We start from the raw sequence: 14,960 nt of genomic DNA, 5'->3' as shown, positions 1-14,960 counted from the left end.
AATGTCCTATTGACGGGACAACCGAACGCCGTGACCATCGGGGCCCATGTCCCAGATGCCGCTGCCGAAGTACCACCAGATCTATCTGCTTCTGTGCGAGCAACTGGCTGAAGGGCGCTTTGCCGACGGGTTGCCCGGCGAGTTCGCACTGATGGAGGAGTTCGGCGTGGCCCGCGTCACCGTGCGGCGTGCGCTCGAGAAGATGGCCGCCGATGGCTTGATCTCGCGGGAGCCGGGCCGCGGTACACGGCCCATCGGTGCGCCTGTGGCCTCCATCGGCCAGGGGGCCCGCGACGTGCAGCGCGCCAATCTCGGCGGCCTGCTCGAAAACCTCGTGAGCATGGGCCTGCGCACCTCGGTCAAGGTGATCGACGTGCAGACCGTCACCGCATCGGCCAGCGTCGCCAGCGCGCTGCAACTGCAGCCGGGCGACGCGGTGCAGAAGGCCGTGCGCGTACGTTCGACGCGAGAAGGCCCGCTCTCCCACATCACCACCTACGTTCCAGCCGACGTCGCGCGAAAGTTCGGCCGGCGTGAACTGGCCCGCAAGCCGATCCTCGTGCTGCTCGAGGAGTCCGGCGTGCAGGTCGGGCGCGCGCACCAGACCATCACCGCGCGGCTGGCCGATGCCACGCTGGCGCAGCATCTCGACGTCTCGGTCGGCTCCGCGCTGCTGGCCGTGCGGCGCCTGGTCTACGACGCCAACGAGCGACCGGTGCAGTGGCTGCACGGTCTGTACCGGCCCGACCGCTATGCCTACGAGATGCACTTGTCCCGCGTGGGCGGTATCGACGCCAAGGTGTGGGTCAACAAAGAGCTTTCCGCCCAGTTCATCTGATCAACAACCCCCGAGGAGTCCCCATGGAGAATCGCCGCCGCTTCCTGTCGCAGACCGCCGCCATCGGCACGTCGATCGCCTTCCCGCTGGTCGGGGGTGCGCAGCCCAAGCCCGTACGGGTCGGCGTGCTGCATCCCGTCACCGGTGCGCTCGCGTATTCGGGGCAGCAGTGCCGGCTCGGCGCGCAGATGGCGATCGACGACATCAACCAGGCCGGCGGCATCAAGTCCATGGGCGGGGCCAAGCTCGAAGCCCTGCTGGGCGATGCACAGTCGCAGCCGCAGGCCGGCGCGGCCGAGGTCGAGAAGATGAATGAGGCCGGTGTCTCGGCCATCGTCGGCGCTTTCGCTTCGGCGATCTGTCTTGCGACCACGCAGGCTGCGGCCAAGTACAACCTGCCGCACGTGGTCGACGTCGGCGTGGCCGACCAGATCGTGGAACGCGGTCTGAAGAACACCTTCCGCTTCGGGCCGGGCTACAAGAAGTCGACCGAAGTCGCGATGGCCAACCTGCTCGTGCTCAACAAGGCCGCAGGCAGCCCGGCCAAGACGGTGATGATCATTCACGAGGAGTCGCTGTTCGGCTCCGGCACGGCGCAACTGCTGTCGCGCGAGCTGCCGGGCTACGGCTTCGAGGTGAAGGAGGTGGTGAAGCACGCCAACCCCACGCGCGACTTCAACAACATCGTGCTGCGCATGAAGTCCATCAACCCGGACATCGTGATCCCGGCCAACTATTACAACGAATACGCACTGCTGGTGCGCACGATGCAGCAGCAGAAGGTGCAGCCGAAGGCCATCTTCTCGGTGCTGGGCGGCGCGGCGTCGAGCTACAAGTTCGTGAAGGAGTTCCCGGACGCGGCCAACGGCATCATCGACTGCAACCACTGGTTCAATCCGAAGGACAAGCGCTCGCAGGAACTGCGCAAGCGGGTAGAGGCCAAGGGCCAGTTCTTCAGCTACGAGGTCTTCATGACCTACACGGCGATGGCGCTGCTGGCGGATGCGCTGGAGCGCGCGAAATCGAGCGATCGCGCCGCGATCATCGATGCGCTGGAGAAGAGCACCTTCTCGAATCACATCATGCCGTACGGCCCGACGAAGTTCGTCAACGGCCAGAACGAGGGTGCCCAGCCGCTGATGACGCAGGTGGTGAAGAACGACATCAAGGTGATCATTCCGCGCGACTTCCGCGAGGTCGAGCCGGTCTTCCCACTGCGGTCCGCCTGAAGTCATGAACCCCCACGCTCATCACTTCGTGTATTCGCTGCCCCCCGAGGGGGCGCAGTCCGCCCTTGGGGCGGCCCGGCGGGCGGCCTGAGCGATCCGCAGGATGTTCGACTTCAGCATTCTTTTCCCGTCGGTCCTCAACGGCCTGACGACCGGCGCGGTCTATGCATTGATCGCGCTGGGGCTCACGCTGATCTACGGCGTCCTGCACATCATCAACTTCGCGCACGGCGCCAGCCTGATGCTGGCGCTGTACGCGGTGTATTTCCTGAAGGAACGCTGGGGCATCGACCCGTACCTGGCGCTGCCGATCGTGATCCCTGGCATGTTCGTGCTGGGCTACGGCTTGCAGCGCATCGTCATCAACCGTGCGGGCCACGGCAAGGACGAGAACATCCTGCTTGCGACGCTCGGCATCGCGATCGTGATGGAGAACCTCGCGCTTCTGTTCTTCAAGTCGGACACGCGCAGCATCGACACGGCCTATTCGCTGAGCACGGTCGCCATCGGCCCCGCGATGATCGCAGTGCCCAAGCTGGTGGCCTTCGCGGGTGCGCTGGTGGTGTCCGCGGCGCTGTTCTGGATCATGGGCCGCACCGACCTCGGCCGCGCCATCCGCGCGGTGGCCAAGGAGAAGGAGGGGGCCAAGCTCATGGGCATCGATGTCGACCACGTCTACGCGATGAGCTTCGGCATCGGCCTGGCCTGCCTCGGTGCGGCGGCGTGCTTTCTGCTGCCGGCGTACTACGTGAACCCGCAGGTGGGTGGCGGCTTCGTGCTGGTGGCCTTCACCATCGTGGTGCTGGGTGGCATGGGCAGCTTCGTGGGCGCGCTGATCGGGGGGTTCCTGGTGGGCGTGGTCGAGTCGCTCGGCGGGCTTTATCTGGGCGAGTCGCTGGGGCAGATCGGCATCTTCGCGATCTTCATCGGCGTCGTGCTGTTCCGGCCTGAAGGCATGTTCGGAGCCAAAGCATGAGCGACGTTGTCGGCATTTCAAGCAGTGGCCTGCGGCACCTGGGCGGCATCGCAGTCTTCACGGTGCTTGTGGCATGCCTGCCGCTCGTGACTTCGTCGGGCGTGGCGCTCAACTTCGTGATGATGGCCTTGTACGCGACGCTGATCGCGCAGGCCTGGAACATCCTCGGCGGTTTCGGTGGCCAGTTCTCCTTCGGGCATGCGCTCTTCTTCGGAACGGGCGCGTACATCCAGGCCATCGCGCAACTGCAGGGCAGCATCAATGCATGGGCGGCATTGCCGATGGCAGTAGCGGGGAGTGCGGTGGTCGGGCTGTTCGTGGGCGCGCTCACCTTTCGCTATGGGCTCAAGGGCTCGTATTTCGCGCTCGTGACGCTGGCCTTTGCAGAGGTGTTCCGCATCGTCGCGCTGTCGGTGCCTTTCACCGGCGGCGGCGTCGGGCTGATGGTGCCGTTGCGCGAATCCGCCGGCAACCTGCAGTTTCCTTCGCGCGCCGGTTACCTGTGGGTCGTGCTGGCCTTTGTCACGGCCGCCTTGCTCGTGACGTGGTGGCTGCGCAATGGCCGCTTCGGCGCGTACCTGCAGGCGGTGCGCGACAACGAGGATGCGGCACGCGCCGTCGGCGTGAACCCGTTTCGCGTCAAGCTTGCGGCGATCGGCATTTCGGGCGCCTTCATGGGCTCGGCCGGCGCGTTCTACGTGCAGGTGTTCCAGTACATCGATCCGGGCATCGCCTATGGCGCGGGCACCTCCGTCGAGGCGCTGGTGGCGGCCATCGTCGGCGGCATGGGCACGCTGTGGGGGCCGCTGCTGGGCGCGACAGTGCTGCACGTGCTGTCCGATCTCACGCGCAACCTGTTCGGCGAACTGCCGGGCATCAACATGGTGATCTACGGGGTGGTGCTGGTGCTGATCGTGATCTTCCTGCCGCGCGGGATCGCGGGAATCGGCCTGTCGGTCCGCCAGCTCTGGGCGGGGAAGGGAAGCCGCCATGGCTGAGCCACTCCTTGCGCTGAACGGCATCTCGCGCTCCTTCGGCGGACTGAAGGCGGTGCAGAACGTGAGCCTTGCCGTCAGCGAAGGCAGCCTGAGCGCGCTGATCGGCCCCAATGGTGCAGGCAAGACAACGCTGTTCGCGCTGATGTCCGGCTTTCTCAAACCCGACACCGGCATCGTGCGCTTCGCCGGGCAGGACATCACCGGCCGGGAACCGCATCGCAACGCGCTGCTGGGCATGACGCGCACCTTCCAGATCGTCAAGCCCTTCGCCGCACAGACGGTGCGCGAGAACATCGCGGTCGGCGCGCATCTGCATGTGCGGGGCCGCGGCGCCGCGTTGCAGCGCGCGGAAGAAGTCGCGGCACGGGTCGGCCTCGCGGCCCAACTCGACAAGCCGGCATCCGACCTCACCGTGGCCGGCCGCAAGCGGCTGGAATTGGCCCGTGCGCTCGCGACGCAGCCGCGCCTCCTCTTGCTCGACGAGGTGCTCGCCGGTCTCAATCCGCAGGAGATCGCCGAGATGATGCCGGTGGTGCGCGGCATCGCCGACGGCGGCGTGACCGTGCTGATGATCGAGCATGTGATGCAGGCCGTGATGAACCTGGCCGAGCACGTCTGGGTGCTGGCGCAGGGACAACTCATCGCCGAGGGCAATCCGGCGCAGGTCACCTCGAACGACAAGGTGGTCGAGGCCTATCTCGGCCACGGCACGGCCGCGCGGCTGCGCAAGGCGGCTGGCAGCGCGAGCCAGGGAGTTCCCGCATGACCTCGTTGCTCGATATTCGCGCGCTGCGCGGCGGCTACGGCCGTGTCGAGGTGCTGCGCGGCGTCGACCTGCAGGTGAACGCGGGCGAGATGGTCGCGCTGCTCGGCAGCAACGGTGCAGGCAAGTCGACCCTGAACAAGATGGTCTGCGGCTTGTGCCCCGCCTGGAGCGGCACGGTGCGCTTCGACGGGCACGACCTGAGCGGCGCGCACTACCGCGACGTCGTCAAGGCCGGCCTGATCCAGGTGCCCGAAGGCCGCAAGGTGTTCCCGAACCTCAGCGTGCTGGAGAACCTCGAACTTGGCTCCTTCACGCGTGCCCGGGAGCGCCGCGCGGCCAATCTCGACAAGGTGTTCGGCATCTTCCCGCGGCTGAAGGAGCGCTTCCGCCAGCACGCCGGCACCATGAGCGGCGGCGAGCAGCAGATGCTTGCCATCGGCCGCGGCCTGATGGCCGAGCCCGTGCTGCTGATCCTCGACGAGCCTTCGCTGGGCCTGTCGCCGCTGCTGGTCGAGGAGATGTTCACGCTGATCCGCCAATTGCGCGACGGCGGCCTCGCCGTGCTGCTGGTGGAGCAAAACGTCGGCCAGTCGCTGGAGATCGCCGATCGGGCCTACGTCCTCGAGAACGGCAGCGTGCGCTTCTCGGGCCTGCCGCAGGACCTGCTGGGCAGCGACGAACTGCGCCGTGCCTACCTGGGGCTCTGAGCCGCAACCCATAGACCACGCACAAGGAGACAGGGACATCGTGAAACGCAGAGACATCCTCATTTCATCCATTGCCGCCGCGCTCGGCAGCGCGGCCCATGCGCAGATGGGCAACGCGCCCGTGCGCATCCTGGTCGGCGCACCGGCGGGCGGCTCCACCGACACGCTGGCGCGCACGCTCGCGGCCAGCATGGGGCCGGCCCTCGGCAGGACGGTCATCGTCGAGAACCGTCCCGGCGCGGGCGGCAACATTGCCGCCGACGCGGTCGCCAAGGCCGCGCCCGATGGCAATACGCTGCTGATGAGCTTCACCAGCCACGCCATCAATGCGACGCTCTACCCGTCGCTGCCCTTCGATCCGGTCAAGGACTTCACTGCACTGACCGCGGTGGCGACATCGCCGTCGATCCTCGTCGCGCATCCGTCCCTGCCGGCCAGCAACTTGCGCGAACTGATCGCGCTCGCCAAGGCCAGGCCGGGAGAACTCAACTTCGCGATCGGGTCCGTGGGCTCGTCGCTGCACATGGCGGGCGAAGCGTTCAAGATGCAGTCGGGGGTCAACATCGTGAACATTCCCTATCGCGGCACCGCCCCGGCGGTGCAGGACGTGCTCGCAGGGCAGGTGCAGCTCATGTTCGCTGCCGTCGGCAACGTGCAGGCCCATATCCAGGCCGGCAAGTTGAAGGCGCTGGGCGTGACGACGGCCAAGCGCCTGCCCGCGTTCCCGGACGTGCAGGCCATCGCGGAGGTGTTGCCGGGCTACGAGTCGAGCGCGTGGTTCGGCCTGTTCGGTCCGGCCCGCATGTCGCCGGAGCTGACGCGCCAGATCAGCGATGCGGCGCGCCAGGCGATCAAGCAGCCAGAGATGCAGCGGCGGCTGGAAACCGAGGGCGCCATCCCGGTCGGCAATTCACCGAAGGAGTTCTCGGCCTTCGTGCAGGGCGAGATCAAGCGCTGGGCGCAGGTCGTGAAGTTCTCGGGAGCCAAGCCGGAATGACCGCGATGGCCCCCGTCCGCACCTCGGCCCAGACGCTGGCGCAGAAGCTGATCGCACGTGCGAGCGGGCGCGACAGCGTGTCGGTGGGGGAGATCGTGACCTGCGAGGTCGACATGGCGATGTTCCATGACTCGTCGGGTCCGCGGCGCCTGAAGCCGATGCTGGAGGAACTGGGCGCGCAGATCTGGGACCGCTCTCGCGTGGTACTCGTGATGGACCACTACGTGCCCGAGCGCGACGACGACTCTCGCCGCATCGTTCGCATCGCCCGCGACTGGGCGCGCGACCAGCAATTGCCGCACGTCTACGACAGCCAGGGCATTTGCCACGTGGTGGTGCCGCAGCACGGCCATATCCGGCCGGGCATGCTGTGCGTGGGCGGTGATTCGCATTCGCCGACCGGCGGCGCTTTCGGCGCCTACATGTTCGGCATCGGCAGCACCGAGATGCTGGGCGTGATGGTCACCGGCGAGATCTGGCTGCGCGTGCCCGAGACGATCCGGATGTGGTGGGACGGCGCGCTGCCCGCCGGCGTGACTGCCAAGGACATGATGCTGCACATGATCGGCCGCTTCGGCATGAACGGCGGTCGCTACCAGGCGGTGGAGTTCTGCGGTCCGGGCGTGATGGCGCTGTCGATGCAGGAGCGCATGACGCTGTCGAACATGAGCGCCGAACTGGGCGCGCAGGCCGGGCTGATCGCACCCGACGCCACCACGTCCGCGTTCCTGGCGGAAGCCGGCGTCCCCCAGGTCGACACGGCGCCCTGGTTCACCGATGGCGATGCCGACTTCACGCATCACCTTTTCGATGCGGCCACGCTGGAGCCCCACGTCGCCGCACCGCACAGCCCGGCCAACGCGCATGGCGTGAGCCGCTACCTCGGCACGCGGGTCGACGTCGCCTACATCGGCGCGTGCACCGGCGCCAAGCTCGAGGACCTGCGCGCCGCGGCCCAGGTGTTGCGCGGCCACAAGGTCGCCACTGGCGTGCGGCTGATCGTCGCACCGGCCAGCCTGCGCGACCAGGAGCAGGCGCGCGAGGAGGGCGTGCTCCAGGCGCTGATGGAGGCCGGGGCCGAGCTCTTTCCGACGGCGTGCGGCGCCTGCTCGGGATATGGCGACCCGATGGGCGACGACATCACCGTCATTTCGACGACCGCACGCAACTTCAAGGGCCGCATGGGCTCGGCGACGGCGCAGGTGTATCTGGGATCGCCCTACACGGTCGCCGCGGCGGCATTGCGTGGCCGCGTGACCGACCCGCGCGAGGTGCTCGCATGACGCCCACGACCACGCACCGCGTCTGGCGCCTCGGCCCGGACATCGATACCGACGCGCTGGCGCCCGGCCATGCCATGAAGCACGGCATCGATCGCATCGCGCAGCACTGCCTCGAAGCGGTCCGACCCGAATTCGCGCGCGAGGTGCGTCCGGGCGATGTGATCGTGGCCGGGCCGAACTTCGGCATCGGTTCCTCGCGCGAGCAGGCGGCGGCTGTGCTGGTGAAGCTGGGCGTCGCCGCCGTCATCGCGCCGGCCTTTGGCGGGCTGTACTTCCGCAATGCGTTCAATCTGGGCCTGCTGCTATTGACTTGCCCGGAAGCCGAAACGCTCCGCGAAGGCGACCGCATCGCCATCGATCGAGCCTCGCCCGCGGTGATCGCGCCCGATGGCACGCGCCTGGCTTGCGAGCCGGTGCCCGCCTTTCTCATGGACATGGTCCGCGCCGGCGGATTGATGAATCAGTTACGCCAGCGTGCTGGCAAGGAAGCCATCGATGTCTGACCCTTCTCCCGTCACCGCGCTCGACCCCGTGACGCTGGCCGTGCTGCGCGGCCGCCTCGAACAGGTGGCCGACGAGATGGACGCGACGCTCTACCGCAGCGCGTTCAATCCCATCATTGCCGAGGCGCACGATGCCTGCCACGGCCTCTACGACGCCGCGAGCGGCGACACGCTGGTGCAGGGCAAGTCCGGCCTGCCGGTGTTCGTCGGCGCGATGGCCTTTGCGGTGCGCGCGACCGCGAAGGCCGCCGAGCCGCGCGGCGGCATGCGCGACGGCGACATCTGGATCAGCAACGACGCCTACGACGGTGGTACGCACGCCAACGACTTCAAGCTGGTGCGGCCCTTCTTCCGCAACGGCAAGCTCTACTGCCACATGGCGTCGGCTGCGCACTGGCACGACGTCGGCGGTGCGGTGCCCGGCAACTACAACCCCGCCGCCACCGAATGCTGGCAGGAGGCCGTACAGATTCCGCCGGTGCGTATCGTGCGCGACGGCGTGCTCGACGCCGACGTGCTCGCGATCCTGCAGGCCAACACGCGACTGCCGGACAGCCTCTGGGGCGATCTCAACGGCCAGTTGGCCGCGCTCGAACTCGGCGCCCGCCGCTTGCACGGCTTGCTCGACGAATACGGCGACGACCTGGTGCTGCAGGCGCTGGGCGAACTGCGCAGCCGGGCGCTGCGGCTGATGCGATCGCACATCGCGTCCCTGCCGGATGGGCGCTACAGTTTCGAGGATGTGCTCGACAACGACGGCATCACCAACGAGCCGTTGACCATCGCGCTCGACATGACCGTCGAGGGCGACCGCTTGCTGCTGGATTTCTCGCGCACCTCGCCGCAGTGCGCGGGCCCTGTGAACATCTCGCGCGCCACGGCCGTCGCCGCCTGCTACGTCGCGCTCAAGCACCTGTTCCCCGATGTGCCCGCCAATGCCGGCGTACTCGACGCGGTCGACTTCGAGATCCCCGACCGGCTCGTGATCAGCGCCGAACGCCCGCGCCCCGTCGGCGGCTACACCGAGACCATCCTGCGCATGATCGACGTGATCTTCAGCGCTGCTGCCAAGGCCGACCCGACGCGTGCGGTCGCTCAGGCCTACGGCACCATCAATGCGCTGTCGATCGCGGGCCACCGCAGCGACAAGGGTCGCGAGGGCCAGCGGTGGGTGATGTTCAGCTTCTTCGGCGGCGGCCATGGCGGCCATTCGGGCGGGGACGGGCTCTCGCATGGCAATGCACCGATCTCCACCGCCACGATTCCGCCGCTCGAAATCCTCGAGGCCGCATACCCGGTGCGCTTCACCGAATGGTCGCTGCGCGCCGACTCGGGCGGCGACGGGCAGTTTCGTGGCGGCCTCGGCGCGGTCTATGAAATCGAATTGCTGGAGAAGGATGCTGAAGTGTTCGTCTTCGGCGAGCGCGGCACCTCGCCGCCCAAGGGCATTGCCGGTGGCGGGCCGGGCGCTGTCAACGTCTTCCGCTACGAGAACGAAGGCGCCTGGCATATGCCGCCCATGGTCTCGAAGATGCGCGGCATCCACCTTGCGCGCGGCGAACGTGTGCGTCTCGAAACCCCCGGCGGAGGCGGCTGGGGCAGCGCCGCCGAGCGCCAGCCGCAACAGCGGGAGCAGGACCGTGCCATGGGCTACGTGACGGCCGGCATCGACCCAAAGAAGAAAGCGTCCGCATGACATCCATCGGCAAATCCCTGGTCGTTGGCGTCGACGTCGGCGGCACCTTCACCGACCTCTTCGTGCTCGACGAGGCGAGCGGTACAGCGCGCATCGTCAAGGTCCCTTCCACGCGCGGCGAGGAAGCGCGCGGCTTCATGAACGGTGTGGCGCGCGTGGCGGACTCGGCTGCGGCGATCGCGACCATCGTGCACGGCACCACGGTCGGCACCAACGCGCTGCTGGAGCGCAAGGTGGCGCGCACCGGCATCATCACCACGCGCGGTTTCCGCGACGTGCTGGAGATGCGCCGCCGCGACCGCCCGCAGACCTGGGGCCTGCGCGGCAGCTTCGTTCCGGTCGTGCCGCGCGATCTGCGCCGCGAGGTGGACGAGCGCGTGCTGGCCGATGGCACGCTGCACACGCCGGTGGATCTCGACCAGGTGCGCGCCGAAACGCGCGCTCTGCTGGCCGAGGGCTGCGAGGCGGTGTGTGTGTTCTTCATCAACACCTACGCCAATGACGAGAACGAGCGGCTCGCCGTCGCCGCCGTGCGCGAGATCTGGCCCAACCCGCACGTCACCTCCGCGAGCGAGGTGCTGCCCGAGATCCGCGAGTTCGAGCGCTGCTCGACGGCCACGCTCAACGCGGCGCTCCAGCCGGTGGTGGGCGGCTATCTTCATCGCCTGGAATCGGATCTGCGCGGGCAGGGCTTCGCTGGCGAACTGCTGGTGGTGCAGAGCAACGGCGGCGTGATATCGCGCCAGACCGCCAGCGACCTGCCGGTGCGCACGGCGCTCTCCGGTCCGGCGGCGGGCGTGATCGCGTGCGCTGCCATTGCGCGCGCGGCGGGCTTTCCCAACGCGATCACGGGCGACATGGGCGGCACCTCCTTCGACGTGTCGCTGGTCGCGAACGGCGAGGCCGCGCTGGCCGCGCAGACCTCGATCGAGTTCGGCATGGTGATCCGCTCGCCGATGATCCAGATCGAGACCATCGGCGCCGGCGGTGGCTCGATTGCCTCGGTGGATGCGAGCGGCATGCTGCAGGTCGGGCCCGAATCGGCCGGCAGCGTGCCGGGGCCAGCCTGTTACGGGCACGGCAACATGCGGCCCACGGTCACGGATGCGAACGTGCTGCTCGGTCGCATCGCCGCCGACCGACCCCTGGGCGGTGGGCTGCTGGCAGCGCTGGATGCCGAGAAATCGCGCCAGGCCATCGAGGAACACGTAGCGCGGCCGCTCGGCCTGGACGTGCATGCCGCCGCGGAGGCCATCCTGACGGTGGCCAACGCACGCATGGCGGGTGCCATCCGCCTCGTGTCGATCGAACGCGGCCACGATCCGCGCCGCTTCGCCTACATGCCCTTCGGCGGCGGCGGGGCGCTACATGTCTGCGCGATGATGCGGGAGGTCGGCGTGGCCACGGGCATCGTCCCGCGCTATCCGGGCGTGACTTCGGCGCTGGGCTGCGTGATCGCCGACATGCGCCACGACGCGGTGCAGACCATCAACCGGCCGCTGGCCGATCTCGACGTGCGCGACCTGCAACGGCGCATCGACGACCTCGCCGCGAGTTGCCAGCAGCGCCTGGATTCGTCGGGCGTGCGCTTCGACGAGGTGCGGGAAGTCGTCGCGCTCGACATGCTCTATGCGGGCCAGACACACACCTTGCCCGTGTTGCTGCCCGATGCGCGCAACGCCCCGCTGACCGGCGGTTCCATCCGCGGCGCGTTCGAGGCCAGCTACACGGCCGCTTTCGGAAGGGTGCTCGACGGCATCCCCATCCGCGTGATGAACCTGCGCTATGCGCGCATCGGCGTGCGGCCGAAGTTCGACCTGGCCGTGCTTGCGCCGGCAGGCGCCGGCAGCATCGAGCCGCTCGGCACGCAGCGCGTGTTTCACGATGGGCTGTGGCACGAAGCAGTGCGCTACGCGCGTCTCGATCTTCCCGTGGCGGCGCGTATCGACGGTCCCGCAATCCTCGAACAGGCCGATACCACCGTGTGGCTGGAGCCCGGCTTTCGCGCCGAAGTCGATGGCCACGGCAACTTTCTTGTGAGGCTGTCATGAGCGACAACGCACAGACTGCGGGCCCCAGGACGGCGCTGGTCATCATCGACCTGCAGAACGACTTTCTCCATCCCGACGGCGCCTATGCTCGCGGTGGCGATAGCAACCCGCCCGCGCTTCTGTTGCCGCCCCGCGTCGCCACGGTGGCGCGGGCACTGAAGCGCGCCGGCGGCATGGTCGTCGCCAGCCAGTTCACGCTATGGCCGGACGCGGCGGGCGAGCCGATGGTCTCGCCGCATCTCAAGGCGCTGCGGCCGTACCTGGCAAAGGGCGACTTTGCGCCCGGCAGCTGGGGGCAGGCGAACGTCGATGAACTGGCGGGCCTGACCGACATAACGGTCAGCAAGGTTGCGTATTCGGCCTTCTTCAACACGCAGCTGGACTGGGTGCTGCGGCGCGCCGGCATCGACACGGTGGCCGTGTGCGGCATCGTCACCAACGGCGGCGTCGCGAGCACCGTGCGCGATGCGCACATGCGCGACTACCGCACGCTGGTGCTGGCCGACGGCTGTGCCGCCTTCGGCGAGGAGCGGCATCGAACCTCGCTGGCCGACATGCGCAACGTGGCCGAGGTCACGGATTGCGCGGCATTCATCGAGACGCTGGCATGACGAAAACCATGGCCCTCAAGGCGAATGGACTGCAGCGCGGCATTCGTCGTGCATCGCACGTCGACGCCGAAGTGCACGTTGGAGTCGCGATCGTTGGCGGCGGCGCGTGCGGACTCACGGCCGCATTGATGCTGAACGACGCCGGCGTCGAGTGCGTGGTGCTCGAGCGCGATGCCGTGCCGAGCGGCTCGACCGCGCTGTCCTCGGGCTTCATTCCCGCGCCGGGAACGCGCGCGCAGCATGCCCATGGCGTGACCGACGACAGTCCGGCGCGCTTCGCGGCCGACATCCAGACCAAGGCGCACGGGCGGGCGCCGCCGGCATTGGCAGCGGCGTATGCCGCATCGATCGGTCCCGCCCTCGATGCGCTGCAGGCGCGGCACGGGCTGGAATGGATTCTTCTCGACGGCTTTCTCTACCCTGGTCACAGCGTTCATCGCATGCACACGCTGGCGCCGAAGACAGGTGCCGCGCTGATGGCAAGCCTTCAGGCGGCCGTGGAGGCCGCCGGCATCCCGGTGCTGACCCAGGCGGTGGTCGACACGCTGGTGCTCGACAACGAAGACCGCGTGATCGGCATCGACTACCAGCGACCGGACGGTCACCGGGAGACGCTGGAGTGCGATGCGCTGCTGCTGGCCTGCAACGGCTTCGGCGGCAACGCCGCGATGGTGCGAGCGCTGTTGCCCGACATGGCGCACGCCGCCTTCGGCGGCCACGTCGGCAACGACGGCAGCGCCATCTTGTGGGGCGAGGCGCTGGGCGCGCGCCTGCGCGACCTGGGCGGCTATCAGGGGCACGGCTCGTGGGTGACGCCGCAGGGGGCGTTGATGTCCTGGGCCGTGATGATGGAAGGCGGCGTGCAGATCAACCGCGATGGGCGGCGCTTTCACGATGAGACCCAGGGCTATTCCGAAGCGGCAGTGCAAGTGCTGGCGCAACCCGGCGGCATCGCGTGGAACGTGTTCGATGCGCCGCTGCTCGCGCTCGCCCGCGGCTTTCCTGATTTCTGCGAGGCGGAGGCGGCCGGCGCGCTTCGGCGGTGCGAAACGGTGCCTGAACTCGCCGCGTGCATCGGTTGCGAGGAGGTCGAGTTGCGCCGAACGCTCGACGGGTTGCGCGACCGTGCTCCGCAGCCGGACGGCCGCGCGTTCGCTCGTGGACTGGACGCACCGTACTTCGCCGTCAAAGTCACAGGCGCGCTGTTCCATACGCAGGGCGGGCTCGACACGACCTCCGACATGCGCGTCTTGCGCGAGGACGGCAAACCCTTCGCCAACCTGCTCGCAGCCGGTGGAGCGGCGGGCGGCGTCTCGGGCGATGCCGTGTGGGGCTACCTCTCAGGCAACGGCCTTTTGAGCGCGGTGGCCGGCGGCTACATCGCGGCGCGCACGGCGGCCGCACTGATCCATCCGATGAAAGCACCGCATGCCAAATGAGACCTTCAAGACGCGCCTGTCGTCGACCAACATCGTGCTGGCGCCGGGCGTATACGACGCGCTGAGTGCGCTGGTGGCGGAACAGGCCGGGTTCGAGGCGTTGTATCTCTCGGGCGCGTCGATCGCGTACACGCGACTGGGCCGGTCGGACATCGGCCTCACCACCTTCACCGAAGTGGCCGACACCCTCGCGCGCATCACCGAACGCGTGAGCCTGCCGGTGATCGTCGACGCCGATACCGGCTTCGGCAACGCGCTGAACACCCAGCGCACGGTGCGCGGCTTCGAGCGCGCGGGCGCGGCCATGGTGCAGATCGAGGACCAGACCTTTCCCAAGCGCTGTGGCCATCTCGACGGCAAGGCAGTGGTGCCTGAGCGCGAGATGGTCGGCAAGCTCAAGGCCGCGCTGGACGCGCGCGTGTCGAGCCAGACATTGATCCTCGCGCGCACCGACGCCGTCGCGGTCGAAGGGCTGGATGCCGCGTTGGACCGTGCCGAGGCCTACCTGAACTGTGGCGTGGACGCGCTCTTCATCGAAGCCCTGCGTTCGCCCGAGCAGATGGATGCGGCGTGCCGCCGCTTCGCACACCGCGTACCGTTGCTGGCCAACATGGTCGAAGGCGGCAAGACGCCGATCCAGGATGCGGATGCCCTGCAAGGCCACGGGTTTCGCATCGCCATCTTCCCCGGCGGCACGGCGCGCGCAGTGGTGCACACGCTCAAGGGCTACTACGACAGTCTGCACCGACACCGCACCACGCAACCGTGGCGCTCGCAGATGCTCGACTTCGACGCGCTGAATGAAGTCATCGGCACGCCGGAGCTGATGCGGACGGGCCGGAAGTACGAGTAGGACGAACCGGATC

Annotated in this window: 14 protein-coding genes; all 14 read left to right on the top strand. The window is 68.2% G+C overall.

Annotated features, from left to right (window positions below):
* The first annotated feature begins 46 nt into the window (after positions 1-46).
* The 14 genes from QTI24_RS05070 to QTI24_RS05005 all read left to right on the top strand — a co-directional run bounded on the left by QTI24_RS05070 (position 47) and on the right by QTI24_RS05005 (position 14,947).
* Positions 47-838 carry a GntR family transcriptional regulator gene (locus QTI24_RS05070; RefSeq protein WP_286598727.1) on the top strand — a complete coding sequence of 264 codons (792 nt, stop codon included), beginning with the start codon at positions 47-49 and terminating at the stop codon, positions 836-838.
* A gap of 23 nt (positions 839-861) precedes the next feature.
* Positions 862-2,067, top strand: a complete 1,206-nt coding sequence (locus QTI24_RS05065; RefSeq protein WP_286598725.1) for an ABC transporter substrate-binding protein — start codon at positions 862-864, stop codon at positions 2,065-2,067.
* A gap of 103 nt (positions 2,068-2,170) precedes the next feature.
* Positions 2,171-3,043 (top strand): branched-chain amino acid ABC transporter permease, encoded by an 873-nt coding sequence (locus QTI24_RS05060; RefSeq protein WP_286598722.1) that lies wholly within the window; start codon positions 2,171-2,173, stop codon positions 3,041-3,043.
* Positions 3,040-4,041, top strand: a complete 1,002-nt coding sequence (locus QTI24_RS05055) for a branched-chain amino acid ABC transporter permease (protein ID WP_286598721.1) — start codon at positions 3,040-3,042, stop codon at positions 4,039-4,041. Before QTI24_RS05060 ends, QTI24_RS05055 begins: the two co-directional genes overlap by 4 nt.
* Positions 4,034-4,807 carry an ABC transporter ATP-binding protein gene (locus QTI24_RS05050; RefSeq protein ID WP_286598720.1) on the top strand — a complete coding sequence of 258 codons (774 nt, stop codon included), beginning with the start codon at positions 4,034-4,036 and terminating at the stop codon, positions 4,805-4,807. The genes QTI24_RS05055 and QTI24_RS05050 overlap by 8 nt, the downstream gene beginning before the upstream one ends.
* Positions 4,804-5,514, top strand: coding sequence for an ABC transporter ATP-binding protein (locus tag QTI24_RS05045; protein ID WP_286598719.1), 711 nt, complete (start codon positions 4,804-4,806; stop codon positions 5,512-5,514). The genes QTI24_RS05050 and QTI24_RS05045 overlap by 4 nt, the downstream gene beginning before the upstream one ends.
* Before the next feature lie 40 nt (positions 5,515-5,554).
* Positions 5,555-6,511, top strand: coding sequence for a tripartite tricarboxylate transporter substrate binding protein (locus tag QTI24_RS05040; RefSeq protein ID WP_286598718.1), 957 nt, complete (start codon positions 5,555-5,557; stop codon positions 6,509-6,511).
* Positions 6,508-7,794 (top strand): 3-isopropylmalate dehydratase large subunit, encoded by a 1,287-nt coding sequence (locus QTI24_RS05035; protein WP_286598717.1) that lies wholly within the window; start codon positions 6,508-6,510, stop codon positions 7,792-7,794. Before QTI24_RS05040 ends, QTI24_RS05035 begins: the two co-directional genes overlap by 4 nt.
* A complete protein-coding gene (locus tag QTI24_RS05030; protein WP_286598716.1) occupies positions 7,791-8,297 on the top strand; it encodes a LeuD/DmdB family oxidoreductase small subunit in 507 nt (168 codons plus the stop codon). The genes QTI24_RS05035 and QTI24_RS05030 overlap by 4 nt, the downstream gene beginning before the upstream one ends.
* Positions 8,290-9,993: a hydantoinase B/oxoprolinase family protein gene (locus tag QTI24_RS05025; protein WP_286598715.1), complete on the top strand. Its 1,704-nt coding sequence runs from the start codon at positions 8,290-8,292 to the stop codon at positions 9,991-9,993. The genes QTI24_RS05030 and QTI24_RS05025 overlap by 8 nt, the downstream gene beginning before the upstream one ends.
* Positions 9,990-12,044, top strand: a complete 2,055-nt coding sequence (locus QTI24_RS05020; protein WP_286598714.1) for a hydantoinase/oxoprolinase family protein — start codon at positions 9,990-9,992, stop codon at positions 12,042-12,044. Before QTI24_RS05025 ends, QTI24_RS05020 begins: the two co-directional genes overlap by 4 nt.
* Positions 12,041-12,655, top strand: coding sequence for a cysteine hydrolase family protein (locus QTI24_RS05015; protein WP_286598713.1), 615 nt, complete (start codon positions 12,041-12,043; stop codon positions 12,653-12,655). Before QTI24_RS05020 ends, QTI24_RS05015 begins: the two co-directional genes overlap by 4 nt.
* On the top strand, positions 12,652-14,094 hold the full coding sequence (locus tag QTI24_RS05010) for an FAD-dependent oxidoreductase (protein WP_286598712.1): 1,443 nt from the start codon (positions 12,652-12,654) through the stop codon (positions 14,092-14,094). Before QTI24_RS05015 ends, QTI24_RS05010 begins: the two co-directional genes overlap by 4 nt.
* The gene (locus QTI24_RS05005; RefSeq protein WP_286598711.1) at positions 14,084-14,947 is read left to right on the top strand and encodes an isocitrate lyase/PEP mutase family protein; all 864 of its coding nucleotides are present in this window, start codon (positions 14,084-14,086) and stop codon (positions 14,945-14,947) included. Before QTI24_RS05010 ends, QTI24_RS05005 begins: the two co-directional genes overlap by 11 nt.
* The last annotated feature ends 13 nt before the right edge of the window (positions 14,948-14,960 follow it).

Origin of the sequence: Variovorax sp. J22P240 (assembly GCF_030316855.1) — a bacterium.
Classification (GTDB): domain Bacteria; phylum Pseudomonadota; class Gammaproteobacteria; order Burkholderiales; family Burkholderiaceae_C; genus Variovorax.
This window is presented reverse-complemented; position numbering and strand designations above follow the sequence as displayed.

What these genes read in the sequence shown, in the direction of transcription:
- QTI24_RS05015 (WP_286598713.1), top strand. Translation starts at nt 12,041, where the DNA reads ATGAGCGACAACGCACAGACTGCGGGCCCCAGGACGGCGCTGGTCATC.
- QTI24_RS05065 (WP_286598725.1), top strand. Translation starts at nt 862, where the DNA reads ATGGAGAATCGCCGCCGCTTCCTGTCGCAGACCGCCGCCATCGGCACG.
- QTI24_RS05045 (WP_286598719.1), top strand. Translation starts at nt 4,804, where the DNA reads ATGACCTCGTTGCTCGATATTCGCGCGCTGCGCGGCGGCTACGGCCGT.
- QTI24_RS05005 (WP_286598711.1), top strand. Translation starts at nt 14,084, where the DNA reads ATGCCAAATGAGACCTTCAAGACGCGCCTGTCGTCGACCAACATCGTG.
- QTI24_RS05020 (WP_286598714.1), top strand. Translation starts at nt 9,990, where the DNA reads ATGACATCCATCGGCAAATCCCTGGTCGTTGGCGTCGACGTCGGCGGC.
- QTI24_RS05050 (WP_286598720.1), top strand. Translation starts at nt 4,034, where the DNA reads ATGGCTGAGCCACTCCTTGCGCTGAACGGCATCTCGCGCTCCTTCGGC.
- QTI24_RS05010 (WP_286598712.1), top strand. Translation starts at nt 12,652, where the DNA reads ATGACGAAAACCATGGCCCTCAAGGCGAATGGACTGCAGCGCGGCATT.
- QTI24_RS05060 (WP_286598722.1), top strand. Translation starts at nt 2,171, where the DNA reads ATGTTCGACTTCAGCATTCTTTTCCCGTCGGTCCTCAACGGCCTGACG.
- QTI24_RS05055 (WP_286598721.1), top strand. Translation starts at nt 3,040, where the DNA reads ATGAGCGACGTTGTCGGCATTTCAAGCAGTGGCCTGCGGCACCTGGGC.
- QTI24_RS05035 (WP_286598717.1), top strand. Translation starts at nt 6,508, where the DNA reads ATGACCGCGATGGCCCCCGTCCGCACCTCGGCCCAGACGCTGGCGCAG.
- QTI24_RS05025 (WP_286598715.1), top strand. Translation starts at nt 8,290, where the DNA reads ATGTCTGACCCTTCTCCCGTCACCGCGCTCGACCCCGTGACGCTGGCC.
- QTI24_RS05070 (WP_286598727.1), top strand. Translation starts at nt 47, where the DNA reads ATGTCCCAGATGCCGCTGCCGAAGTACCACCAGATCTATCTGCTTCTG.
- QTI24_RS05030 (WP_286598716.1), top strand. Translation starts at nt 7,791, where the DNA reads ATGACGCCCACGACCACGCACCGCGTCTGGCGCCTCGGCCCGGACATC.